Origin of the sequence: Ferruginibacter lapsinanis, from assembly GCF_020783315.1 — a bacterium.
Lineage (GTDB): Bacteria > Bacteroidota > Bacteroidia > Chitinophagales > Chitinophagaceae > Ferruginibacter > Ferruginibacter lapsinanis.
The window spans coordinates 2,632,691-2,659,024 of sequence record NZ_CP086063.1 but is presented as its reverse complement, the minus strand read 5'-3'; the positions used below and the strand labels follow the sequence as shown (position 1 = coordinate 2,659,024).

Below are 26,334 nucleotides of genomic sequence, written 5' to 3'. Positions count from 1 at the left end.
CGGCACGTTTGTCGGATGGTTCCCTGATTTAACTTTTGTACTTCCCGAGACTACGCTCGGGATTTTCAAACTGTAAAATCAACATTGGTAATTCTACATTGTATTATTATTTAGGCGGACGGGTGAGCACAGAAAGAATAGTATATTGAAGAGAACAAAGTGAAACCTCGCTGGGAGAAAAAATCTTTTATTTTTTAATATTCCGAAAAAAAATAAAAAAATAAAAAAGGCAATTCTAAAGAGAATTGCCTTACATCCAGTTTTGTGCCCGGGACTGGATTCGAACCAGCACATCCTTTCGAACGCTGCCACCTGAAGGCAGTGCGTCTACCAATTTCGCCACCCGGGCATTTTTGCATTAAGAAAACGCAAGATAATGTTTTATGTAAATTGAACCTAAATAATAAACCAGTACCTGGTAAAGAAATATAAAGCGTGATCGCTAAAACTTCTACTAACAGATCGTAGAAATTATTTATTATATTTTTGATATTGTTGCTGCCAAAGATCTTGAACCGGCTGAACAAAAACAGTTTGAATAGATGCATCAGATAATAACCAACTCCCCTCCTGCACTTCTTCCTCTAATTGCCCATGATCCCAACCACAATACCCGATGAACAATTTAATATCATTTTCATTGATGGTTTTGAGATTGATATGCATCACTGCCTTTTTAAAATCTCCTCCTAAATAAATTGTATCAATAACATGTATACCCTCATCTATTAAACCAGGCCGCTGATGCAAAAAGAAAAGGCTTTCATTTGCAACAGGCCCTCCTTCATATAGAGGGAAGGCCTGAGATGTTTTAAATTCTTCCAATTCATTCAGTGTTCTTGGGAATAATTTATTGATGACAAAACCCATTGCTCCCTTATCATTATATTCTGCGATAAAAAGAACGGATCTCTCAAAGATACTTCCATCCAGAGAAGGCGTGCTGATAAGCAATGTGCCGGCGTTAATGTTCATTTGTTTAAACCAGGTGTTTGAAGAATGAAAGTACTGATTGATTTCAACAAACACAATAATCTTAGCCTGATATTAGTCATCATACTCTTGCTGATCGCAAGACTCCAAATGCTATCAAACTATTTTACCGGCTGCCGCTTCCAGCTGGAATCAGATCATTAATACAATATGTATGTAGCGCCGGGAATAGTACGTAATTTTTTATCCGGGCCTATCACTTTTACATCATCAAAAACAACTATAGAACCAGGCACACAACGCAACATAAGTTCTTTGATAGGTTTTAAACTGCTGCTGGTGATAGTACCTTTTTCCAGGTTCTTAAAATTAGCACCGGAAAAATAAACTGTAGCACCTACCACACTGAAATGAGCATCGAAATCAAAACGTTCTAACTCTGCACGACAATACTCCTGATTTTTAAATACTACTGCAGACATCCGTCCTCCATCAGTACCAAGTTGTAATACCCGGTCAGGATCTTCTTCAGGATTGTTAGTAGTAGATGAAAAATAATTTACGGACTCAGGCTTTTCAACATAAGCTAATTGACTATCTGCCTGTACTGTACAAAAGGATACCACGGAGAAAAGAAGTAAGGTTTTCATTGTTTAAAGTTTTTGCAAGCGTGAATGATGTTTTAAAAATAATGCATCATACGTGAAAAAAATGTTACAGTTTATTTTAACCACGTGAATGCAACCCTATCATTGTGTCGCATCATTTTTTTGAAACGTCTACTAATTTGTTCGTATTTTTTCAGGCATCTCTAAACAATAAAACGAGATAATGATTTTATTCATATCTCCATTAACGTGAGTATTTATGCCCACAAAGCAATATTGTAATTGTTGAAAACGATTGGGTAAGGATCACTATAATTCAAAAGAATGGCTTCAAATCTGAGCTGACCAATGCCAGGCAATTTGACCTTAATAATATGAAGACAAATTGCATACAAATATAAAAGCAGGGAAAAATAATTATTGAGTTTTGATCTCTTTATCTGTGACCGGTGTAGAAAAAGCGCTACCTAAACTTTGCATCAAGCTGGATATGGGGCCTTCCATTTTGTTGGTACTATCATCCAGCGAATCATTATGTAGTAATACTCCCATATTTAATACTGCAGGTAAATATAAAAGTATAGTATTCCTTTGGTTACTAAAGAACAGTTTTATGTCTTTTATCGCTGCCGCATCAGTTAAATTTTCTTTTACCACTTTTACCGCTTCATTGGCAATATTATTCATCGTAGCAACAACTATTTCGTCAGATACGTTTGCATAGCCGGCAATTTTTTGAATCGCTTCAATTTTATTTTCAGTAAATATTTCACTGGTCCAATTTATTGAACCGTTATTTCTCAAAAAGGCTATAGCTCCTTCATCCGATTGCACATACATGTACAACCCTGCCAGCATAGAAGGAATTGCAGCCTGACTTAACCTGTCCTCATCCGGAGTTTTTTCATCTAAGACAATTTCTTCTGTATTGGGGTCAATTTTTTGCAACACAGGATATCCTAAATTTTGTTGGATCTTTTCTAATAAGTTAATAGACATAGCGATGAGTTTTATGTTAATACTTTCTGTAATGTAGGGCTATAACACCACAGATCAACTACATGTGTGAATTATGCAATGAAACACAGATATTATACAACAACCACTTTTTGCCCATATTTATTCTTACATACGATGAAACATACTAAAGATGTAAAAAAAACGTTGTGTAAGTACCAATCCCTATGAACCAGACTATTCAAATATTATTTGAAGGCATCGGGCAATGCAGCCCGGAAGAAAAAGCCAATAGATTAGCTGCCATAGGAAGGTATATGCGATCGGGAGCCGATAACACCCACAATGAAGAAATAGCACAAACCGTTCAGGAATTGGTAAACTTATTACCACTTGAAGACAATCTGATAATAAGAAAATTGTTATTCAGGAATATTTCTGCTGCTTATACTCAAACCTCCGGTTTGGCAGATATACAGCTTACGCCTATCCTTGAAATGCTGAATGAAAGCGGGCCTGTCTTTATTTGCAACACATTACACTTATTATCACTGACTTATAACATAAAATACTCCCCTGTTATTTCCAGGTACCTGTACTATGCTGACGATAAAGTAAGAGAAGTGGCTATAAATGCCTTAACCTTTATGCAGCATAAGCCATCACAAAAGCGCAGCTGGGATTACTCATTCAACTGATCGTTGGCTTATTTAACCGCAATTGCTTACCTTTGCAACCTTTATAAAATAATACTGCTATATGTTTTTAAGGAAGATAAAGGAAAAAGAATCGGGCATTTTATTATACGGAATTACTCCTCCAAAAATACAGACCGCTCCAGAAAAGGTTATAACAATAGCAGAGAAAACACTGGAACGTATTTACCCTTTAGATATTGATGCCCTGGTGGTGTACGATGTTCAGGATGAATCGGCCAGAACTTCTGAAGTAAGGCCTTTCCCGTTTACCGGCGCACTGGATCCATTTGAATTTACTACCACGCATTTACAGTCGCTTTCTATTCCCAAGATCATTTACAGACCGGCAGGAAAATTTACCAAAGAAGAATTAGCGCAATGGTTACAAGACCTTACTGATAATAAGTGTTACCCTGTACTTGTAGGACTTCCAGCTCCGGATTATAAAGTAAAAACAAGTCTTAAGGAAGCTTATGAAATATGGAGTAAACATAAAAACGACTCTGTAATTGGTGCCGTTACTATTCCTGAAAGACATGCCACTCTCGGAGATGAAGACATCAGAATGATGGACAAAATGGAATCAGGTGTGTCATTTTTTGTATCGCAATGTATATTCAATATTGATTATGCCAGAGAAACACTGGAAGCACTAGCTGCAACCTGTAAATATAAAAAACAGGAAATGCCTACGGTTATTTTCACCTTGACTGTATGTGGTTCGGTTAAAACACTTGAGTTTATGGAATGGCTGGGCATACATATTCCGGATTCATTAAAGAATGAACTGATAACAACTGATAACACGGTAGAACAATCTGTAAAAATTGCACTGGATATTGCTGATGAACTGATCAATTATTGTTCGGAGAAATCAATACCTTTTGGATTTAATATTGAGAGCGTAGCTATACGCAAAGAAGAAATTGATGCCTCGATCTTCCTGGTTAATAAGATCGGCGAAATGCTGAAAGCAAAAGGATTAAGAAAAAAATCCGGCGAAATTGCTGAGCAATCGAGAGCATAAGAAATAATAATTTTAAAGCCACTCCTGCCCTTTCCTGTAATTTATTATCATATCAACAAGGGCCCAATACGCTACATAGCAATAATGTAAGCATTGCATATAATTGTGTAACAATTTATCCTATCAGGAAACGCATCTTTGTGTTACGATAATTCATTCGTAACTAAAGCGCACAAAATGGAAACTACTCATAATAATTTACCAACGACCAACAATCAACCTGATACAAAAACTAACAAAGAGTACAATCAAAGTAAACAGGATCCAACAGATCCAAATGAAACAAAACAACAACCCTATATTGAAGTACCCAATATCAGAGGAAACGAAAAAATTGTTACTGAAGAAGAAATAACAGATGAAACAAATGATATTTTAAAAACATTTTCTTTGTTTGCTTCTCTTGGTCAATGTTGGAATGAATCTGCCAATCATTTTCTTGCAGACCATCCGGCAATGGGCAAGGTTTCTACCCTGGGTAAGTTTGCCGCTTAACATCACAACCACTATAGATAAAAAGACGGTTTGCAATTATTTGCAAACCGTTTTTAATACAGGCCATCTTTTATTTAATATGGCGTTGTTTAGAGAAAAATACTCAACCAAACAAAAATTGTTGCTATGATTTTAATCATAGGTGCAAAACATCAAAACCATTTACTTTGCCGCAGAAATTTATTTAGCCAGGTATCATATACTGTAAACATATCCATGATCACACTACATGCAAGAAGGAATAATTAATTTTATAAAAGAAAACAAAATAGCCACCATTTGCTGCACTGACAAAGACAATACCCCATATTGTTTTCATTGTTTTTATGCTTTTGATGAGCGTAATCATTTATTGTTTTTCAAATCTTCTTCTCAAACCCTGCACTCTACTTTGCTTGCAGAGAACCCAATAATAGCCGGAAGTATTTTACCCGACAAAAATGAACTACTCTCCTTAAAAGGAATACAGCTGACCGGCAAAGTTCTTTATGGCGGATTTCCGGAATACATTAAACCTGAAACATTTTATCATAAAAAATTTCCTTTTGCATTGGCAAAGCCGGGTGATGTATGGTGCATAGAATTAACTATGGTAAAAATGACGGACAATACGAATATTTTCGGCAAGAAATTGAAATGGGAGAAATATGAACATGCATAATTTCTTTTTATCACACACAAAACACACATCAACGAAGTATAGATTATGATCATTTACAAGAAGTTCTCTTTTGATTCTGCACACTTTTTACCAAACGTACCAGCCGGACACAAATGCGGAAAAATTCACGGGCATACTTATTTTTTTACTGTATTTATTGAAGGAGATATTATTCCGGAACTCGGTTGGATCATTGATTATACCGATCTGAAAAAAGGAATACTGCCAATCATAGAATTGCTGGATCATCAGTTATTAAATGAAGTACAAGGATTAGAAAACCCTACCAGCGAAATATTGACCATATGGCTTTGGAATAGAATAAAACCAATCTTCCCCGGATTAAAAAGAATAGAGCTGAATGAAACACCTTCTTCCGGGGTGATCTATGAAGGATAGATTGATCATACCAATCGTTTCAGAAAAAAAGTACCAAAGGGTAATAATGATAACAAAAAAGCAATGGCTGCCTTTTTAAAAGACATCTTTACTTTAAGTAACATCAATAGCTGCAGCACCATAAATAACACAAACAGTATTCCGTGCACCGTTCCAAATAGCCGAACATATTTTGGTTCGTTTAAAATATACTTCAGTGGCATTGCTATCCCCAATAAGATCAAATAACTATACCCCTCGATCTTTCCAATCAGCAAGAACCATTTAGTAATAAAAGATGTTGTCAGTTTCATAGACACAAATAGTAAGATTATGGCCAAAGATAGTGGCTTGCATGATCTAAAGTAGTTATAAATTAATTCTTCTCAGTTGATGGCAACGATTACAAACCTGCTATCATATATAAAATTCCTTACTCATATCAATAAATCAAAGTCAAATTGATATGTTGGTTAACCAAATTAGTATTGCTATATTTGGTTAAACCTTATTCGTTAACATGTATAGATTCTATTGCCTTGCATTGGCTGCCCTATTACTGGCTACTCAATTACATGCCCAAAGCAACAGTGCCCTGATCTCTAAGGGTACTGAGTTATATAACAGGGCTTCATACGACAGTTCTTTAGTGATTTTTGAAAAATGTGAGCGTACGGCATTACAAACGAATGACAAAAAACAACTGCTTACCATTTACAATCATATTGGCCATATTTATTCTCAAACAGGGAAAAGAGTTGAGGCGATGAAGTATTATGAAAAACTGGCTGTATTGGCTGAGGAAACAGGGAATAGAAGTGCTGAGGCCCGGGCCTTAATAAATATGGGTGCATTGTATGAAGAGCAGAAAAATTACAATTCGGCGCTTAATATATATAGTAAGGCAGAAGAAATGGCTATTACTATTAAAGATTCTTCTATTATTGCCGACTGCGCCAATAACAGAGGAGTGGTATACGAACAGTACCTTCAAAAATACCCCGAAGCATTAAAAGAATACAATACAGCATTAGCGATTTATATCAAAATGAATGACAGGCGCAGGATGGCGATGTCATACAATAATACTGGTATAGTGTATAAATTTCTGGGTAATTACCCAATGGCAATCGAATTATATAAAAAATCCTTACAAATAGCCGAAGAACTGGGAGATCAGTTTTTTATAGCCGTAAACATGACCAATATCGGTAATGTATATGCTAAAATGAAAGATTATAATAAGGCCATTGACTATAATATGAAAGGGCTTAATATTGCTCTCAAACTAAATGCGATGAATGTTGTGGTTGAAGCAGCCTCAAGCATATCGGATGACTATGCAGGACTGAAGGATTACAAAAAAGCATTTGAATGGCATCAAAAATATTCTGCCTATAGTGAAAGCCTGTACAATACAGAGCAAACCAGGCAAACTACCGAACTGGAGAGCAAATATCAATCAGCGAAAAAAGAAAAAGAAATCATACTGTTAAAACAACAGCAGGAGATCGATAAGCTTACTGCCAGTAAACAAAAACTTTTGTTACAAAAAAGAAAATATCAGTTTATTGGTGTTGGAATTGTTGTTGCACTGTTAGGTATTGTAGCCTTTTTATTGTACAACCGCAAACTGCTTAAGCAAAGGCAATTGCATGAAAAAGCTATGCTGGCTGCGGAATATAAAGAGAGAAAACGTATCAGCAGTGAAATGCATGATGATATTGGCGCTGGTCTTACACAAATTACTTTGATAAGCGAACATGCTTTGCGGAAACAGCCAACAGGGAATAATGAATTTGCAGAAATTGCAGAGACCAGTCATAAGCTCATTAGTAATATGAGTGAGATAGTATGGAGTTTAAATCCTGAAAATAAAACACTGGATCTGTTATTTGCCTATTTGAGAGAACAATTGAACAAATTGCTTGAATACTCCGGCATTATATTCACTATTGATTTTCCGGAAACAACTTCTGTGGTTATACTTAGCAACGAACAACGAAGAGCCCTTTTACTGATCACAAAAGAAATTGTACATAATGCTGTAAAATATAGCAAGGCAAAAAGAATAGATATAAAAGCTGTATTAGTTGGACAACAATTAACTTTTACAGTTAAAGATGATGGAATTGGGTTTGACACTACGCAGCATTTTAGCGGTAATGGAATGAAGAATATTAAACACAGGATACAGGAAGTAAATGGAACACTTACTATTGATTCTGCAATAAATGAAGGAAGTTCATTTACTTATGCTATTACGATATAAAAAAAGTCCGACCATTCTGATTGAATGGTCGGACTTAAATAAAAGGTATTTAATTTATAAAGTTCTTTTACCGTAAATAGTAATAGTAGTATTATTACCATCTACAAAAGTACCATTGATCTCATCTCCTGACAAAGTACCCACCTGAGTATTATTGTCATCGATAATTTTTCCATTCACTATTGTACCATTAATATCATCGCTAACTGTAGTGCCGTTTTCTCTGGCAACACCACCCCATTTACCCAAAACTCTTGACAATAATATATTGAATGTACCTTTTTCATTTTGTGATGTTGAATACGTTCCTTCAAAACCTTCTACCAATGCAGTAGATGTTTCTTTCACTAAAGTAAATTCGATTGATGGATGTCCCGGAACTGATGCAGTTGTGATCGTTGGAGATCCTCCGTTATTATCTACACTAAAGGTGATACTGACTGGAGAACCATTTAATGTTCCTGTAAAAGGCGCTATATAAGGCTGGCCTGATACCCATGTGACAGATGATGTAAGATTTACAGTAACTCCATCAATTACCATTACGGCAGTGATATCAGTTCCATTGTTCATTACATCAAATTTAATAGTTCCTGAAGAACCGATCAATACGCCTATATATACACCTTTACTGCTTGCATCATTTGCTGCAGCAGCTCTTGGTGTACTGGTACAGGTTGCACAAGTGTATGACTTGTCAGATTTTTTACAAGAACCAAATGTTAAAGCACCAATAAGTGCCAGCAGAAAAAGCATGTTTTTTTTCATAATACAATTTTTAGAATGTTACTTAATGGATGATTGATTTGATACAGTAAAAGTAAACTGAATAGCTACGCAGCACAATGTGAAAAAAGTAGTAATTCGGTAGGGAGGTATAATTATAACAGTCCTGTTTTTTTCAATGCTTCGATACGGCAATTGACCTGTAACTTTTCGTATACATTGCGTATATGCGTACGTACAGTTTCAACACTTAAAAAAAGTTTATCTGCAATTTCTTTATAACGAAATCCTTTACTCAGCAATTCAAGCATCTCCTGCTCTCTCCTGCTTAATTCCTGAAAATATTCGTTTACTTTTTCCTTTACAGTAAATGCTTCGATCACCTTTCTGGCTATTTGACTACTGATAGGAGAACCGCCGGAATGCAATTCTGCAATTGCTTCGATGATCTTTTCGGGTGGGGTACTTTTTAGCATGTAACTACTTGCGCCTGCTTTTAATGCACTGAAAATTGTTTCAGTATCATCATAAACGGTCAGCATCATAATCTGCATACGGGGATGTACCATTTTCAATCTTTTGGTACATTCTATTCCATCTATTCCTGGTAATTGAACATCAAACATGGCGATATCCACAGCATTCTTGGTTAATGCAGACAAAGCAGCCTCTCCATCCGAAAATGACAAGACCTGAGGGATATTGGTATATGCCTGAATTTGTTCCGTAAGATAATTACGAACCTTTTCATCGTCTTCAATAATTGCAAGCGACTGGATGTTCATTGAACGAATATCTGTAATATTTTACAAAAAAGAGATGTGAAAAAAGTAGTAGCAGTTAAATGCGGCATTCTAATAGTTGCGTTTCTTCCCTGCAAGATATTTTTCTCTGATAATGGTGGCCATTGGTTTTTTATACACTTTACTTTCTACCCATGAAATAATATCCAGATAAGCGAAAGAACGGGTTTGAAAACGATTTTTCTCCAACTGTTTGATCGTATGCAAAAACTTCTCTAACTCCGGTTGCAATTTAGAACGATGTACTTTAAATGAATTACGCAGGAATTTAAACATCTCCTCTTCCACTATAGTAAGATTTTGCATCTTAGCCATAAAACGGTAAACCGATTTAGTTAATGAATCTATCAACTCCAAATTACCCATTTCATAATGAGCCATTAAATGCATTAACCTTGAGTAACATTGCAGGTCGCCTCTGAAATCAACATTATCATTGATGATCTTCTGCAGATAATCTATGCAGGTATTATAATCTCCATTACCAAAATAAAGAGATGCTATCTTATAATTGAAGACCAATATCCGGTGTGTATCCAGATACAAAGAATACTCTTCCAGTTTCTCTTCAATATAAGGCACCAGCTCGAGGCCTTTAGAGAATGTTCCGAGCATAAAATGCTGATTGATCTTTGCGCTGTTAATGTATATAAATGTCTGGATACGGTGATTGTCATGCCTGTTTGCCAGATCCGTTTTAGAAAAAGCTTCGAAGTCTTTTAGGGTTGTTTCAAATTTTTGATAATTGCGCAGATCAAAATGGGCATTCAGCAAATTGTGCATCCCCTTAATGTAATAACCTGTTTCAACTTTTATCATCAATGGATGATCATTAAACAAATCGATCCATTTTTGAGAATAACGATAATACTGTATAAAATCCTGGCGAATAAAAGCATACCAGCAATAACATTGATACAGATACATCCGCTCATAAAAACCGATTTGTTCAAATGCTTCGGATGGTAAATTGTTTTTGAAGAATTCCTTTACACCTTGTTCGTCTTTTTCATTTCGGGCATGACCGTTCTTTATAAACCAGCTGTAAAGCTGTATCGATAAATTAGACAGCCGGGCAACCATCTGTACCCTATCATTTACTTCTATTGCCTCAGCAGACAGCAACTCTCCTCTGCTTTGCATCCCTCTGGCAATATGCAATGCTTCAATCTTTTTTTCCCAGGAAATTACCTGTGTCAGAAAATTATATTTATAGTGATGTTTCGCTGTTTCCTTTAGTTTCTCTAATATTTTCAAACTTTGCTGATACAGCCCTTTGTTATATAATATCCTGGCAAAATCCAACTGCTCATTTAACTGCATATCAATACTTTCCGTACTCTTCAATAATCGTAAACTACTCAATAATTGTTTGTAGAGATGCACTTTTACATTAGACAGTTGTGGTTTTTTGATGGAAGAGAGTCTTTTTAGCAAAACTGCCTCATCATATTCAGGCAATTTGTCCATTGCATCAAATAATTCAACAATTTTCAGGTTCTCATTGTGTGAACTTCTTTTGATATAGAGCTTAAAATTCCGCTTTTCTGCCTTTTCTAATGACTTTATCAGTTGAAATAATATATCTGTAAATCTGTTGGACATCATAAATTAAATTTAGCCAAATGCAATACCAATAAGGACTTTGCATTTTTTTTAACGTTCTTAGCGTAATAAAAGCTTTATCAAGTTGATTTATCACACATACAGAACCTTCTTACTTTTGTGTAAGAAGGTTGGGAAATAAAGTTCATAAGCAAGCAATCGTTAAAATGACATCCAATCGTTGAGGCGCATTATTCATGCGGAGATAAAAATACTGAAATCCAGTTTCAGTCAAAAATTACTTTAAGAATTTTTCATATGGCAAGCAATCGTTAAAAGTTCTTCCGTTTCTACGGAAGGACTTATTTTTTGCTAAGTACGGTAAAAAAACATTACCAACATCACATTTCTCTAACTTTTTTTTAACATTTACTTAATATTCAAAATAAATCTCTGTTGCCCCATAGCCAAATCTATGATGGTATTGATTGGCAAAGGATTTCACATGCTTTTTAGCCTTTAATATCTCATGGATCTCATTCTTTAGTTTCCCGGTTCCTACACCGTGTATTATGATTAAACTTGGCTGAAAATGACTGATAGCCAGGTCGTAATACTTTTCAAATGCTTTTAATTGGATGGTCAGGATATCGTAATTGCTCAGGTGCTTCCAGTCATCTGTCAGCTTCTCTATATGCAGATCTACTACAGATTGTGCCGACGGCATATTTTGTCTTATTTCATGAGCTCCGTATATCCTGAAACCGGCATTGCCCAACTTTGACAGATCAACCTTTTCCGTCTCTATTCTATCCGGATATTCCTGAAACAACAGATAAGAAAATGAAGGTTCATTCTTTATCTGCATCTCTTCGATACGCTTAAATAATTGTTTTGCCTTGATTTTTAAGGATGATTCAAAATACTCCGCTTTCTTTTTATCAGGTTTTGTAAGAGAAAATTCAAAATCAAAACGGGGATTATCACTTAACAATTCAAATTGTACATCATGCAGGTAAAAATCATTCAACGGAAGTATGCTATTCTTTAATTCAAAATCGTTTACCCCGTTAAGCAATAAAGTATAAGTGAAATCCAATTCCGTATCTGTTTGATTGATCAGGTACAGTTTAAATTTTTCAACCACCGCATCGTCAAAAATATCTTTCTCAAATACCGGTACAAAAGAAATGAAAACCCCATCGGCTACTTTTTGTTTACTGCTACCCTTTTCTTTTTTAACATCCTCGGCATATACCTTCTGTTTTGGTACAGTTTTCTTTTGTGAGAACATTTTAAAATAAGGGAAATCGATCTGGTCAGTATAAGCAGGGAATTTTACCCCCTTTACTTCAATCATCACCATCTTCTCATTCATGATATCTACCACCACTCCTTCTTCATCAGTAAGATTCACCACTATTTTATCGCCAACTTCGTATTTCATTTGTTATTTATAGGACTGCAAAGTTACACATAGAACACTGATAACGCAGATTTGACTTTAAAAAACTGATCTCATTCTGTAAAAAACACCGGATCATTATTATTTGGCCAGTTTGCTTTTCTTGTAACCATACATAAAATAAACTATCAAGCCGAGTAATAACCAACCTCCAAACCACAACCAGTTGGCTTTGGTCATTCCTGTAAGCAAGTAAAGACAAGTACTGACACCCATTAATGGTATCAAAGAATAATTTTTCACTATCGTAATGATAGCTAACCCAATCATTAATAGCCAGAATATAACTGTAGACACTTTTTGTGTACGACTTTGTTCTGTATCGGAAGAAGCAATGAATTTATTGGCCACCGAAATTTTTTCAGCTGCGGATTGTTTTACAGCAATCGAATCTGATAAGCCTGTAAATAATTCATCGTGATCTGCTGCTATTGATAAATGTTGTTGCAATTGTTGTAATACCATCACTGTATCAAAATTGTGTTTAGGTATAACCGCAGCAAAAGCATCAATTTTTTTCTCTTCAGTAAAATCTATTTTATCGGTAAAATATTTCGGTATCATATATACCAATACAGCTATCGATCCGATAATAATGAAAGGAAAAATTATTTTACCATTGATATAAGGAATATTGAACTTACCGGATTGTTTTTCTTTACGTGGTATCAATAATACGCCACCACAAACCAACACAAATGCAAATAATGTTGCAATACTGGTAAAGTCTAACACAAAGGTCTTATCTGTAAATAATATAGGAATACCTACGACCAAACCGGTTACAATTGTTGCAAACGAAGGTGTTTTATATGTTGGATGGATCTTTTGAAATACAGATGGCAAAAGCCCATCACGGCTCATACTCATCCATATACGAGGTTGTCCCATTTGGAATACTAACAACACACTTGTCATCGCTACCACCGCAGCAACTGCAACAAATAATTGCATCCAGCCAACATTCAGATTCTGTTTTTCAAATATAAAAGCCAGGGGATCGCCTACTCCATCAAAATTCCGATAGTTAACTGCACCTGTTAAAACCAATGTTAAGAGTATATAGACAATAGTACAAATAACCAAAGAATAGATCATCCCTCTTGGCAGATCCCGTTGGGGATTCTTACTTTCTTCTGCTAACACACTCACCGCATCAAAACCTATGTACGCAAAAAACACTCCCGCAACCGCCGCCATCACTCCACTAAAACCGTTTGGCATAAAAGACCTCACCCCTGCGTCATTAGCTGGTGTCCAGTTAAAAGTCAATCCATTCGCAAACACCAAATATCCGCCAACTACGATCACCATCCCTACAACCACCATTTTAAGTATCACCATTACATTGCTGAAATTGCGGCTTTCTTTTATTCCTCTATAAACAAGATAAGTGATCAGGAAATTGATGATCACCGCAGGCAGGTCAAAGATTATTCTCAAGCCACCAATAACCGGAGCTGTTTTCCATGCTTCAAACTGATCTCCGGTTAAAGCACCATCTCTTACCGCATGCTGAGCTTCTTTATAACTTGTGGCTAACCAGGTGGGCAAATCGACACCACATTTAGACAAGAAAGAAGTAAAGTAATCGCTCCAGCTAAAAGCAACATAAATGTTACCAATACTGTATTCCATTATCAAAGCCCATCCAATGATCCAGGCAAACAATTCTCCAAAACTTGCATAAGCATAGGTATAGGCACTACCTGCCACGGGTATTCGACTGGCAAATTCACTATAACAAAATGCGGTAAATGCACAAGCAACTGCGGTTATCAAAAACAATATCACTACCCCAGGCCCGCCATTAAAAACTGCGCCACCTAAGCTACTGAAACTACCTGCTCCCAAAATGGCAGCAATTCCAAAGAAAGTAAGATCACGAACTGTCAACACTCTTTTTAATCCGTCACCCCCATGAGGGTCATCGCCGCCCTCTGCTAAAATATTTTCAATTTTTTTTGTGCGGAACAAAGAATTTGACATACAAGATTATTTTGTAGAGGTAAATTATGAAAATTTGTTTGAAGTGAGATTTTTTAGAATATGTTATAAAAATCCATTTTCAATCAATGCTCTCTTTGTATTAAATACGCCGCCAGATCGGCCAGTGATTGTTTACGAGAAGAAACCACAGGAGTATCTTCTAAATTTTTCAAGGCTGTTTGCAGGTATTTTTCTTTTAACTCTTTTGCCCAATCATCTACTTTGCAATCCTTAAATATCTTCAATACTTTTTCAACTTTATCTGCAGGGTTATTGGCAACTAATGAATTCAACTCAGCCAACTGCTCAGGAGAAGCAGTATCCATAGCATGGATCATTAAAAATGTTTTTTTGTTGGCAAGAATATCGCCGCCGATCTGTTTGCCAAATTTTTCCGGATCGCCAAATGCGTCAAGATAGTCATCCTGCACCTGGAAGGCGATTCCGAGATTTTTACCAAACTCGTATAAATATTGCTGACTACCTTCTCTTGCACCTCCAAGAATTGCTCCTAACTGCAAACTTGCAGCCAGCAGCACAGAAGTTTTTAAGGTGATCATGTTTACATATTCTTCCAAACTAACATTACTTCTGGATTCGAAATCCATATCCAGTTGCTGACCTTCACAAACTTCTTTAGCAGTTTTATTAAATAGCTGCATCACTTTTTGTAAATGATACGCATCGATCTTATTAATATATTCATATGCCTGGATCAACATCACATCTCCGGCCAGCAATGCAGTAGAGTCTCCGTATTTTTTATGCACTGTTTCCATCCCCCTCCGCAAGGGAGCTTTATCCATAATATCGTCATGGATCAAACTGAAGTTGTGAAACAGTTCGATGGCAGCTGCCACATGAAAAGCATCCGGATTGATCTCATCGAATAATTCATTACCCATCAAAACCGCAACGGGCCTTATTCTTTTACCTCCCAGTTGTAAAATATATTGTGCCGGGTCATACAAGGTTTTTGTATGATCAGGAAAATGCCTTACAGCAAATCTTTCTTCAAATATTTTAGACAATTCTGTAAAAGATTTCATTACTTCTTTTTAGACTTTTGATTTAATTTAGATTTTTGGGCATCTAATTTTTCATTCCCCACTACCCACTCGTAATCTAATTGTCGTTTTTCTAAATTAGCGGCCACTACTTTTATCATCACTTTATCTCCCATGCGGAATTTCTTACCGGTACGCAAACCAACCAATGCATAATCGGTTTCATCTAATCTGAAATCATCATAGGCACTGAGATCTCTCACAGTAACCATTCCTTCACATTTATGCAAAACAGTTTCTACAAAGAAACCAAATGCCGCAACACCACTAATAATACCTTCGAATTCTTCTCCAAGATACTGTTGCATGAACTCAACCTGTTTGTATTTATTACCGGCTCTCTCACATTCCATTGCTTTACGCTCTCTGTCGCTGCAATGTTTACATTTTTCCTCCATTTTTTTATCCAGCTTCAAATTCTTATCCAGGCATTCCTGTAAAATTCGATGCACCATTACATCCGGATAACGACGTATCGGAGAAGTAAAATGACAATAATGTTCAAATCCTAAACCATAATGACCGATATTTTCTGACGTATACACAGCTTTGGCCATCGTACGTATGCCTAACTGCTCCAATACATGTTGCTCTGGTTTTCCACTTACATCTTTCAATAACTTATTAAATGAACCGGCTACAGCTGCTTCGTCTTTAATATCAAATGTGTAACCAAATTTTTTTGCAAAAGCTGCAAATGGTTTTAGTTTTTCTTCATCAGGTGTGTCATGTATCCTATATGGAAAAGGGATAGGTTGTTTATTTATTTTTATCTTGGAGATATATTCAGCTATAGTTCTGTTTGCCAACAACATAAATTCCTCAATGAGTTTATGTGCGTCTTTACTTTCTTTCACTACAATACCCAAAGGCTTACCATTTTCATCTAATGTAAAACGAACTTCCTGTGAAGAGAAATTGATCGCTCCATTATCAAACCGCTCTTTACGGAAACGTTTTGCCAGGTCATTCAATAATAAAATGGCTTTAAAATTTACGCCATCCTTTGTTTCGATGATCTGTTGTGCATCTTCATAAGTATACCGATGGTTACTATTGATAATAGTACGACCGATCCACTTATGTTTTATCTCTGCTTTATTCGTAATTTGAAATATCACTGAGAAAGTGTATTTATCCTCATTAGGACGAAGAGAACATAATTCATTACTGATCTTTTCGGGTAACATCGGATTTACTCTATCGGGCAAATAGACACTGGTAGCCCTTTCATAAGCCGCTTTATCCAACACACTATCCGGTTTTACAAAATGACTGACATCAGCTATATGAACGCCGATCTCATAATTGCCATTATCTAAATTTCTTATTGAAATAGCGTCATCAAAATCTTTTGCATCAACGGGATCAATGGTAAAAGTTAATATGTCTCTGCAATCTTTACGTTTCTTTAGCTCCTCCCTGGTAATTTTATCAGACATCTGCTTTGCCTCCTTCATCACCTCATCAGAAAAAGATAAAGGGAAACCTCCATCTATGAGCAATTCTTTCATCGCCATATCATTCAGATCCTCTGCTTTCAAAACGTTCAATACTTCACCCTCGGGCTTCTTATCTGCTTTATCCCATTTAACTAATTTCACTACTACCCTGTCGCCGTTTACAGCTCCGTTCAATTTATCTACCGGCACATAAAAATCAGGAATCGGTTTTTCTCCCGCTGCAACAAAAAATGCAAAATTCTTATTAGCTTCTATATTCCCTACAAATGTTGTTTTACTTCTTTCGGCTACATCCACCACTTTACCTTCTGTGCGTTTGCTACCGCCACCTTCTTTATTGATCTGCACCCGTACAATATCCCCATGAAAAGCTCTTCCAAAATCGTTAGGTCTTACAACAATATCTTTTTCAACTCCTTCTACAATTACAAATCCCATTCCGCTACGACTGATATCTAATCTCCCCTTAACTATAGCTGTTTGTGATGATTTTTTTGAATTTGATTTTCTGTCTTTACTCATATCGTGCAATTTACATAAACTATTGCTTTAGAAGGAAATTATGACCAGAGTATTAGCGAAATATTGAAATATCATGAACAAATATGCTGTAACTTTAGGATAAACTTAAACAAATGGAAACATATGAAACCGTAGTGGATGCATTAAATGGGCTAAAAGCAAAAGGGTATACACTCGACTTTAATATTGCATTTGACAAATTAATGTGCTCTAATAATGAAATATGTCTTAATCCGAATGAGTTTGAAATAACTGAAGTATATCGTTTTGAAGGAGAAACCAACCCTTCGGATGAAGATATTGTATATGCTGTTGAAGCCAAAGAAGGGAATATTAAAGGAGTAATCACCAGTGCATTTGGAATGTATGCCGATGCCTTAAGCACAGAAATGATACAGAAATTATCCATGCATAAATAGTCAGGTGTTGGCAGCATTTAATTTAATCGACGAAATAATAAAAGAACATACAAAAGCTCAATGTGAAAAAATTGTACATTGGGTAGGTGCTTCGCAACTCAGATTTGATCAGCTTTTTAATTTGTTTTTACAGAATCAGGGAAAAATAACACAAAGATCAGCCTGGCCGGTAAGCTATTGTATAGAAGCTCATCCTGAATTGATACAAAAACATTTTCCAGCACTATTAAAAAACTTACAGCATACCAATTTACATGATGCTGTTAAACGAAACAGTATCCGATTGCTTCAATATACTGACATCCCTAAAAAGTACCAGGGCCGTGTTATGGATATTTGCTTTCAATACCTTGCTTCTCCTGCAGAAGCAGTAGCCGTTAAAGTATTTTCGTTATATGTATTGATCAAACTTTCCAGGCTATACCCCGAAATCTTACCCGAAATAAAATTAATGGTAGAAGAACAGCTTCCTCATCAAACAGCAGCATTTAAAAGCGCCGCTAAAAAAGTATTGACGAAAAAGTAAAGTTATAACCGGGATCTACCTCTACCCCATCATCCAATACCTGTCCCAGGTATGTGAATCTTATAACTATTTTTAAAAATTGTGTAACGATTTACCCGAATAAACTTTGCATTTTTACCTGACAATAATTTCAAGTAAATAAATTAAACGCAAAATGGAAACAAATCAAACAGGTGGCCACGGTCTGCATACAGATCACAACCTGAATAGAATAATAAACGAAGATTATAAAGATAAACAACCTGAACCAACTGCACCAAAACCAGACATCAAAAATCCGGACGAAGCGGACGATGGCACGAATGATGACGAAGAGGTTACGGCCAACACTACTAACGGTAATAAGGAGTTGCAGGAAGACGAAGCAGACAATACTGAAATAAATGAGAACTTCAACGCAGAAACGATATAGATAACAAGGTTCGTTTTATTTTCTTATAATCTATGAAAAATGCAAATCGTCATATAATTTTCATATTGGTCTCTATCTCTTTACTGGTCTCTTCTTGCAAAGATGCAGGAGAAATCCTCAATGAAGGGATGAGTATTGTGATTGCCATATTATTTGTGGTGGTAGCAATCATTTTTGTAATAATAATGCGTATCAGAGAAAAAAAAGACATTTGAAAACAAATTAATAGTTTTAGAAATCGACAGTTTTAAACATACTAGAAAAGTGAATTATTTATGAATAACTTATTCAGAGGACTGATTGCAGGAGTTGGCGCAAAAAAGATGGGATTTGGATGTGTTGGTACTGTATTAGCATTTATTGTCATCTGGGTTATACTCGGTCATTGCAGCTAGCATTGAATATATTTTGATATCAATCGTGATACACACATTATCACAATTTTTTTTTGCGTCGAACTATAACTCCCATTCTAAAAAGTCTGTATTTTTATTACACAAATAATTGCAACAGAAATGAATGTACAGCAAGCATACAATATCTGGGCTGACCAATACGATACTAACGATAACAAAACCAGAGACCTTGAGGCCATTTCATTAAAGGAAAGCTTGGCTAATATTACATTTAATAACTGTCTTGAAATTGGTTGCGGAACAGGAAAAAATACCGAATGGCTAATTACAAAAGCTACTCACATTACAGCAGTTGATCTTTCGGATGAGATGCTGGCAAAAGCAAAAAGTAAGATAAATGCAGACACGATCGAATTTCACAAAGCTGATATTACTCAAGAATGGGAATTCATAAATAAACAATATGATCTGGCCACTTTTAGCCTTGTGCTGGAGCATATAGAAGATCTTGATCCTATCTTTAAAAAACTATCTACTGCAATTATTTCCGGTGGTCATGTATATATCGGAGAACTCCACCCATTTAAACAATACGGTGGATCAAAAGCCAGGTTTGATACCGATAACGGTCAGCAGATCGTAACTTGTTACAACCACCACATATCTGATTTCACAGATGCCGCTACGAATAATGGTTTTGCTATTGTTTCAATCAAAGAATATTTTGATGATAATGACCGAAAAAATATTCCAAGAATTCTTACGATACTTTTACAGAAGATATAAAAAAGTATAGTTACACTTTGCTTTTTGAGGATTAATTAAATGCAACACCTGCTATTATCTCCATTTACCTATACAATTAAGACTATACTCTATTAAAACTAAATTCTGTTATTTCTTCTTATCTGCTTTTACATTAAATATCAGTCTCAAACTCTGATCGTAAGTAAAATAATTATACAACCAGTTACAAAACACAAAGAAGCGATTTTTTACCCCAAGAATCAGCATCAGGTGTAATCCCATCCATATGAGCCAGGCAGGGAAACCGCCGATACTTAATTTTGGCTTTGGCAGATCAACTACCGCAAGATTTCTGCCAACAGTTGCCATACTACCCTGATTGTTGTATGTAAATTCCTCCAGCAACGCATTGCTGCTTTTCATTTCTATCCGTTTCAAATTATTAGCAATGGTATCTGCCTGTTGCATAGCCACCGGCGCCACTTGTGGATGACCGTTAGGATAAGCAGGCTCTTGCATGTAAGCCACATCTCCTATCGCATAAATATTGTCGAAGCCCTGTACACGGCAATGCCTGTCAACCTTAATTCTGTTTCCTTTTGCTATCAATTCCTGATCAATACCATTCGGCACATTGCCTTTAATACCCGCTGCCCAAATAACAATATTGGCAGGAATAATATTTCCGTTTTGCAATAAAACAGCCTGTCCGTCGTAATCTTTTAAAATACTATCCGTTAATATAGTTACTCCTAATTCTTCCAAATATTTTTTTGAGCGTATACTTGATTTTTCCGCCATAGCCCCCAAAACCTTAGAAGAACCTTCTAACAGATAAATTTTCATTTTGCTAAAATCCAATTCGGGGTAATCTTTCGGCAATACAAATCTTTTCATATCTGCGATAGCACCACTCAGTTCTACACCCGTTGGCCCACCTCCCACGATAACGATATTCATGAATCTTTGCAATGCTTCCGGCTCTTTAACCAATAAAGCATCTTCAAAATTTTGCAACAGTTTATACCGCAACTGTAATGCTTCTACCGAACTTTTCATCGGCAAAGCATTATCTGTAATATTTCGATTGCCGAAAAAATTAGTATCTGCACCTGTGGCAATCACCAATGCATCATACTCAAAATTACCAATATCAGTCACCACCATTTTTTGTTCAGATACTATTTGCTGCACTTCAGCCACCCTGAAACGAATATTTTTCGATTGATGAAAAACCTTTCGCAGCGGAAAAGAAATATTACTGGCATCCAGCCCTGCTGTTGCGACCTGATAGAACAACGGTTGAAACTGATGGTAATTAAATCTATCTAATAAAGTGATCTCAAAACCGGCTTTGTTACTTAGGCTACGAGCCAATCTTAACCCTCCAAATCCTCCACCTATTATTACGAGTTTCATATACAGAATTTTATACCACAAATATACAATATTTTCAATAAATTTTGAAAACTATGGAAATTGTGGAAATTTAAAACCCTGCTGGCAATAGCAGGGTTTTATTAAAAAGATAAATAGAGAGATCAGTACAACACTCTCACTTTTATAGTAGCTTTTACTTTCTTTAATAGTTCTACGGCATTTTTACTGAGTCCTTTATCTACGTCCAGCACTACATATCCTATAGCATCGTTCGTTTTAAGGTATTGACCTAAAATGTTTATTTTATGCTTAGATAACTGAGTATTGATCTCTGAAAGCACTCCCGGAACGTTATTATGTATGTGCAGAATGCGATGAGTTCCTTCCAAAGGTGGCAAACTTAATGCCGGTACAGTCAGTGATCCGCTACTGATACCTTTTTCCAGATAGTTGAATAATTTAGCACTCACATCATCCCCAATATTATGTTGAGCCTCTTGGGTGCTACCACCAATATGCGGCGTAAGCAATACATTACTTAATCCCTGCAACGGCGAAGTGAATGTATCTCCATTTTTTTCTGGCTCCCAAGGGAATACATCTATAGCAGCCCCACCTAATGAACCATCCTTAAGGTATTTGGCCAACGCATCCAGGTCAACCACTTCTCCCCTTGCATAATTGATCAATATCGCTCCTTTTTTGAAATATTTCAGATTGGTCTTATTGATCAGATTACGGGTGCTTGGTAAATCCGGTACATGCAAAGAAACCACATCTGATTTATTCAATAATTCCTTTAGTGAATTACAATCTGATGCATTACCCAAGGGCAATTTGGTTTCAGTATCATAAAAAATAACTTTCATTCCCAATGCTTCTGCCAGCACACTCAATTGGCTACCGATATTACCATAACCAATGATCCCTAAAGTCTTGCCTCGCAATTCGTAGCTGCCTGTGGCATCTTTCATCCAGATACCTTTATGAGCTGCTATATTTTTGTCAATGATCTTTCTTATTAAAATAATTGCGGCACCTATCACTAATTCTGCCACACTTCTTGTATTACTGTAAGGTGCATTATACACCGCAATGCCATGTTTCGTCGCCGCTTTCAGGTCAACCTGATTGGTGCCGATACAAAAACAACCAATTGCCTGTAATTTTTCTGCAGCATCGATCACTTTTGCTGTCATCTGTGTTTTACTGCGGATACCTATTAAATGAACATCTTTAACGGCTTTAATTAATTCCTCTTCGCTCAATGCCCCATTTAACTTGCGTACGTTTACATAACCTGCTGCATTAAAGTATTTTACAGCTACATCGCTTATGTTTTCTAAAAAAAGGATATTGATCTTGTCTTTTGGATAACTTGTTATTTTTTTGTCTGCCATGATTATTACACCTTATTTTGCACAAAGATATTTCATCTACGTTTAATTATTTTATGTTATCGGCAATTATATCACTTTTCAATCAAATTTCATCTCATACTTATCGTATACTTATTGCTGTAAAACCTTACAGGCCCTTATTTTTAATTGTTTTTTCCTGTTCGGCCTGCAATCTTGGCGGCGCTAAAAATAATGCCGGAGAAAACGAAAAAATTGTCATTATTGATCTGCCAGTGCCGTCAATGGTTTCAGCGGCAGAGAAAGAAAGAATTTATAATACCAGTAAATCCTGGTTCGATACGGTATTAAAACCCGGAGGCTTTAATGGAGGGATGATTGTGGCAAAAAATGGGAATATAATTTTTGAAGCTTATAACGGAACAGGACATTTGCCCGGAAATGATACCATTACAGCAAATTCATCTTTACATATTGCATCTGTGAGCAAAACATTTACAGCCATGGCTGTTTTAAAGCTATGGCAAGATGGAAAGCTGAAATTAGATGATGAATTTTCATTATACTTTCCTCAGTTCAATTACCCGGGTGTAACCATTCGCTCATTATTAAGTCATAGAAGTGGATTACCCAACTATACACATTATATGGAGTCCATTCATTGGGATGAGAAGAGAATGGCCACTAATGAAGACATTTTAAATACTTTAATTACCTTAAAAGATCAATTACCCCCTGCCGTTAGCCCAAATACGAAATTTGCCTATTGCAACACAAATTATGCCTTACTGGCTTTATTAATAGAAAAAGTAACAGGTAAGAAATATAGTGATTATTTGTCTCATACTTTTTTTCTGCCATTGCAAATGAAACATACATTTGTTTTCACCATGGCTGATACTGTAAAAGTACCTCCTAGTTATGATTGGAGAAACCGCCTGATGCCTTTCAATTTTTTAGATGCCATTTATGGAGATAAAAATATTTATACTACCCCAGAAGATCTGTTGATCTGGGACAGGGCTTTAAACAGCGGATATATTTTTACTCAAAAAACTTTAGAAGCAGCGTATGCCCCATATAGCAATGAACGGCCTGGTGTAAAAAATTATGGGTTGGGTTGGAGAATGAATATTTACCCTACCGGGAAAAAAATCATATTTCATAATGGCTGGTGGCATGGAAGTAATGCGGTGTTCACCAGAATTTTACAGGATAGTGCTACTATAATAGTAATTGGAAACAAATACAATCGAAATATTTATCATACGATGAAATTGGCTAATTTATTTGGAGATTATTACGAATCAGGTGAAGATGAAAATGAGCCATTAAGACCTGCGGAAACCCCGATAAAAGCGGCGAATGACTATAAAAAATAAGTACCTTTGCCAATCTAAATAACGATTACCTATTGCCTTTTTATTATGAAAAAAAATACTCTTGTTTCCTTATTTATTTTTTGCGTTTCCGGATTTTATACTCAATCTAAGGCGCAGTTAATTGCCTTCCCCGGAGCTGAGGGCTATGGAAAATATGCCACTGGCGGCAGAGGCGGCAAAGTAGTTGAAGTGACTACTTTGCAGGATAGTGTGGCAGGTAGTTTTCGTTGGGCATTAGATCAATATGTTGATACTTTTTATGTTTATAAAGATGCTGCTAACCCAAATGTTCAAATTATTTCTTATCAACCACTAACCATTGTATTCAAAGTTTCAGGCCTTATACATCTTAAAAGCGATATTAAAATAAAAAGAGATAATCTTACTATTGCCGGACAAACTGCTCCATGTGATGGCATTTGTTTTTCTGATCGGTCTATTTTATTGAATGGCGCAACTGGTGGTCAATTATTTTATTGGGGGCCACGTAGAAAAAATGTGATCATGCGTCATTTACGTTTCAGGCCAGGCCCGCCTTTAGATGCTAACGGCGCACCTACCGGTACATTTGTTACATATGGTTTAGACCTCGAAAATTATGAAAATGTAATTGTTGATCATTGCTCAATCAGCTGGGCCAATGAAGAATGTCTGGCTACTTACGACACAAAAAATGTAACGGTTCAATGGAGTATTATCAGCGAAGGGCTCTACAGTGCGGCTCATCCAAAAGGAATACGAGCGTATGGTGGAGTATGGGGCGGACAATACGCTACCTACCATCATAATTTACTTGCACACCAGAACAGTCGTGTACCAAGGTTTAACGGAAGCAGGGCTCATGATACCATAGCATTGGTTGATTACAGGAATAACGTGAACTATAATTGGGTAACTTCAAGCGGAACTTATGGTGGAGAAGTGGAAATACCCGGCGGTTTGTCTCGAATAAATATCATGAACAATTATTTGAAACCCGGCCCTGCCTCTCCTTCCCTTAATAGTCAAAAATTAATGCGTCCGGATTATCCGGGTTCTTCGGTTGCAGTTAGCCGCTATCATGTAGAAGGCAATTATATAGATGGTAATACCGCAAGAACGACAGACAACTGGCTGGCTGTAGATTTTACCAATATACCCTTAGCCAGCAGGGATTCTGCAAGATCAGATACGGCATTTACTGTTGCACAGCCCATCGACATGAAAACTGCACAGCAAGCGTATGATTCTATACTAGCTTATTGTGGTGCAATCTACCCAAAAAGAGATGCAGTGGATACAAGAATAATGAATGAAGTAAAGAATAAAACCACTTCAGGTACCGGTTCTTCCGGTAAAGCAGGCATTATTGACAATCCCAGTGCAGTAGGAGGATGGCCTGTGTACAATGTATGTGGTTCACTTACAGATACTGATCATGATGGTATGCCCGACGAATGGGAACTGGCAAATAGTTTAAATCCTGAAAATCCGGAAGATAGAAATAATATAGATGGCACTTCGGGTTACACCATGTTGGAAGTATACCTCAACAGATTGGCAGCAGGATTAGAAACTACTCCTGTAAGATTAATTTCATTCAATGCAGTTTTGAATGACAAAAGCGTTTTGCTTAACTGGAGTATGGCTAATGAATTGAACAATAAAGGCTGGACCATTGAAAGAACATTGATCAATTCTAACACCTGGCAGTCTGTGGGTTTTGTAAACAGCAGAGGCAACAGTAGCAGTAATACAAATTATTCATTCACTGATAATATGGCTGTAAGCGGTACTTATCAATATAGATTGAAACAAGTGGATCTGGATGGCCAAATTTCCTTCAGTAATATCATTATCGTAAAAATCGGAACATCTGTAAAAGGAATCACCTTAGAAGCATTTCCAAATCCGGCAGGTTCGTTTACAACACTCCGTTATACAATACCTGCTAAATCAACTGTAAAACTTAACATCTTCAATTCTCAGGGACAACTAATATCTAGTGTGGTAGATGAAAAAGCTGACAAAGGTGTTTATCAAAAGTTAGTTAATACCGGTTATTTAGCCGCAGGTAAATATTTATTAAAATTGAGTGTTGATGGAAAGGTAGTTACGAGTTCTCTATTAAAAGGAAAATAAAACAAGGAATTAGAAAGTTAAACA

26 protein-coding genes and 1 tRNA gene are annotated in these 26,334 nt (G+C 36.2%); 13 read left to right on the top strand and 14 right to left on the bottom strand.

Annotated elements, in window-relative coordinates:
* Positions 1-265 precede the first annotated feature (265 nt).
* The 4 genes from LK994_RS11215 to LK994_RS11200 form a co-directional block, all read right to left on the bottom strand.
* A tRNA-Leu gene (locus LK994_RS11215) sits at positions 266-349 on the bottom strand.
* Between the two features lie 122 nt (positions 350-471).
* A complete protein-coding gene (locus LK994_RS11210; protein ID WP_229760172.1) occupies positions 472-975 on the bottom strand; it encodes a YqgE/AlgH family protein in 504 nt (167 codons plus the stop codon).
* 158 nt (positions 976-1,133) lie between these two features.
* Positions 1,134-1,583 carry a GldM family protein gene (locus tag LK994_RS11205; protein WP_229760171.1) on the bottom strand — a complete coding sequence of 150 codons (450 nt, stop codon included), beginning with the start codon at positions 1,581-1,583 and terminating at the stop codon, positions 1,134-1,136.
* Between the two features lie 375 nt (positions 1,584-1,958).
* On the bottom strand, positions 1,959-2,540 hold the full coding sequence (locus LK994_RS11200) for a hypothetical protein (RefSeq protein ID WP_229760170.1): 582 nt from the start codon (positions 2,538-2,540) through the stop codon (positions 1,959-1,961).
* Between the two features lie 185 nt (positions 2,541-2,725).
* On the opposite strand from LK994_RS11200, the gene LK994_RS11195 reads away from it, so the two are divergent.
* From LK994_RS11195 to queD, 5 genes are all read left to right on the top strand, one after another.
* Positions 2,726-3,196 carry a hypothetical protein gene (locus LK994_RS11195; protein ID WP_229760169.1) on the top strand — a complete coding sequence of 157 codons (471 nt, stop codon included), beginning with the start codon at positions 2,726-2,728 and terminating at the stop codon, positions 3,194-3,196.
* A 61-nt stretch (positions 3,197-3,257) separates the two neighbouring features.
* Positions 3,258-4,223 carry a methylenetetrahydrofolate reductase gene (locus LK994_RS11190; protein WP_229760168.1) on the top strand — a complete coding sequence of 322 codons (966 nt, stop codon included), beginning with the start codon at positions 3,258-3,260 and terminating at the stop codon, positions 4,221-4,223.
* A 177-nt stretch (positions 4,224-4,400) separates the two neighbouring features.
* Entirely contained in the window at positions 4,401-4,718 is a 318-nt protein-coding gene (locus LK994_RS11185; RefSeq protein ID WP_229760167.1) for a hypothetical protein, read from the top strand.
* 229 nt (positions 4,719-4,947) lie between these two features.
* Positions 4,948-5,379 carry a pyridoxamine 5'-phosphate oxidase family protein gene (locus LK994_RS11180; protein WP_229760166.1) on the top strand — a complete coding sequence of 144 codons (432 nt, stop codon included), beginning with the start codon at positions 4,948-4,950 and terminating at the stop codon, positions 5,377-5,379.
* A gap of 45 nt (positions 5,380-5,424) precedes the next feature.
* Positions 5,425-5,778: a 6-carboxytetrahydropterin synthase QueD gene (gene queD, locus LK994_RS11175; protein WP_229760165.1), complete on the top strand. Its 354-nt coding sequence runs from the start codon at positions 5,425-5,427 to the stop codon at positions 5,776-5,778.
* Positions 5,779-5,783: 5 nt separating this feature from the next.
* Here queD and LK994_RS11170 read toward each other — a convergent pair whose 3' ends face one another.
* Positions 5,784-6,071: a DUF3817 domain-containing protein gene (locus LK994_RS11170; protein ID WP_229760164.1), complete on the bottom strand. Its 288-nt coding sequence runs from the start codon at positions 6,069-6,071 to the stop codon at positions 5,784-5,786.
* A 206-nt stretch (positions 6,072-6,277) separates the two neighbouring features.
* Here LK994_RS11170 and LK994_RS11165 point away from each other — a divergent pair, with 206 nt between their 5' ends.
* Positions 6,278-8,029 (top strand): tetratricopeptide repeat-containing sensor histidine kinase, encoded by a 1,752-nt coding sequence (locus tag LK994_RS11165; RefSeq protein WP_229760163.1) that lies wholly within the window; start codon positions 6,278-6,280, stop codon positions 8,027-8,029.
* Between the two features lie 54 nt (positions 8,030-8,083).
* Here LK994_RS11165 and LK994_RS11160 read toward each other — a convergent pair whose 3' ends face one another.
* The 7 genes from LK994_RS11160 to rnr form a co-directional block, all read right to left on the bottom strand.
* Positions 8,084-8,797, bottom strand: coding sequence for a hypothetical protein (locus LK994_RS11160; protein ID WP_229760162.1), 714 nt, complete (start codon positions 8,795-8,797; stop codon positions 8,084-8,086).
* Between the two features lie 113 nt (positions 8,798-8,910).
* A complete protein-coding gene (locus LK994_RS11155; protein ID WP_229760161.1) occupies positions 8,911-9,540 on the bottom strand; it encodes a response regulator transcription factor in 630 nt (209 codons plus the stop codon).
* Between the two features lie 69 nt (positions 9,541-9,609).
* Positions 9,610-11,166, bottom strand: a complete 1,557-nt coding sequence (locus tag LK994_RS11150) for a hypothetical protein (RefSeq protein ID WP_317206735.1) — start codon at positions 11,164-11,166, stop codon at positions 9,610-9,612.
* A 370-nt stretch (positions 11,167-11,536) separates the two neighbouring features.
* A complete protein-coding gene (locus LK994_RS11145) occupies positions 11,537-12,550 on the bottom strand; it encodes a Smr/MutS family protein (RefSeq protein WP_229760160.1) in 1,014 nt (337 codons plus the stop codon).
* 99 nt (positions 12,551-12,649) lie between these two features.
* Positions 12,650-14,557 carry an amino acid permease gene (locus tag LK994_RS11140; RefSeq protein WP_229760159.1) on the bottom strand — a complete coding sequence of 636 codons (1,908 nt, stop codon included), beginning with the start codon at positions 14,555-14,557 and terminating at the stop codon, positions 12,650-12,652.
* Positions 14,558-14,640: 83 nt separating this feature from the next.
* Positions 14,641-15,606 carry a polyprenyl synthetase family protein gene (locus LK994_RS11135; RefSeq protein ID WP_229760158.1) on the bottom strand — a complete coding sequence of 322 codons (966 nt, stop codon included), beginning with the start codon at positions 15,604-15,606 and terminating at the stop codon, positions 14,641-14,643.
* On the bottom strand, positions 15,606-17,609 hold the full coding sequence (gene rnr / locus LK994_RS11130) for a ribonuclease R (protein WP_229760157.1): 2,004 nt from the start codon (positions 17,607-17,609) through the stop codon (positions 15,606-15,608). The genes LK994_RS11135 and rnr overlap by 1 nt, the downstream gene beginning before the upstream one ends.
* 113 nt (positions 17,610-17,722) lie before the next feature.
* On the opposite strand from rnr, the gene LK994_RS11125 reads away from it, so the two are divergent.
* From LK994_RS11125 to LK994_RS11105, 5 genes are all read left to right on the top strand, one after another.
* The gene (locus LK994_RS11125; protein ID WP_229760156.1) at positions 17,723-18,028 is read left to right on the top strand and encodes a phosphoribosylpyrophosphate synthetase; all 306 of its coding nucleotides are present in this window, start codon (positions 17,723-17,725) and stop codon (positions 18,026-18,028) included.
* A gap of 7 nt (positions 18,029-18,035) precedes the next feature.
* Positions 18,036-18,554, top strand: coding sequence for a hypothetical protein (locus tag LK994_RS11120; protein ID WP_229760155.1), 519 nt, complete (start codon positions 18,036-18,038; stop codon positions 18,552-18,554).
* Between the two features lie 154 nt (positions 18,555-18,708).
* Complete coding sequence (locus tag LK994_RS11115) at positions 18,709-18,966, top strand: hypothetical protein (RefSeq protein WP_229760154.1); 258 nt, start codon at positions 18,709-18,711, stop codon at positions 18,964-18,966.
* 32 nt (positions 18,967-18,998) lie between these two features.
* The gene (locus LK994_RS11110; protein ID WP_229760153.1) at positions 18,999-19,181 is read left to right on the top strand and encodes a hypothetical protein; all 183 of its coding nucleotides are present in this window, start codon (positions 18,999-19,001) and stop codon (positions 19,179-19,181) included.
* A 270-nt stretch (positions 19,182-19,451) separates the two neighbouring features.
* Entirely contained in the window at positions 19,452-20,108 is a 657-nt protein-coding gene (locus tag LK994_RS11105; protein WP_317206750.1) for a class I SAM-dependent DNA methyltransferase, read from the top strand.
* Positions 20,109-20,216: 108 nt separating this feature from the next.
* Here LK994_RS11105 and LK994_RS11100 read toward each other — a convergent pair whose 3' ends face one another.
* Positions 20,217-21,488, bottom strand: a complete 1,272-nt coding sequence (locus LK994_RS11100) for an NAD(P)/FAD-dependent oxidoreductase (protein ID WP_229760151.1) — start codon at positions 21,486-21,488, stop codon at positions 20,217-20,219.
* Positions 21,489-21,610: 122 nt separating this feature from the next.
* Complete coding sequence (gene serA, locus LK994_RS11095) at positions 21,611-22,849, bottom strand: phosphoglycerate dehydrogenase (RefSeq protein ID WP_229760150.1); 1,239 nt, start codon at positions 22,847-22,849, stop codon at positions 21,611-21,613.
* Positions 22,850-22,902: 53 nt separating this feature from the next.
* On the opposite strand from serA, the gene LK994_RS11090 reads away from it, so the two are divergent.
* Positions 22,903-24,189, top strand: a complete 1,287-nt coding sequence (locus tag LK994_RS11090; protein WP_229760149.1) for a serine hydrolase domain-containing protein — start codon at positions 22,903-22,905, stop codon at positions 24,187-24,189.
* Between the two features lie 45 nt (positions 24,190-24,234).
* Positions 24,235-26,310: a T9SS type A sorting domain-containing protein gene (locus LK994_RS11085; protein ID WP_229760148.1), complete on the top strand. Its 2,076-nt coding sequence runs from the start codon at positions 24,235-24,237 to the stop codon at positions 26,308-26,310.
* Positions 26,311-26,334 lie beyond the last annotated feature (24 nt).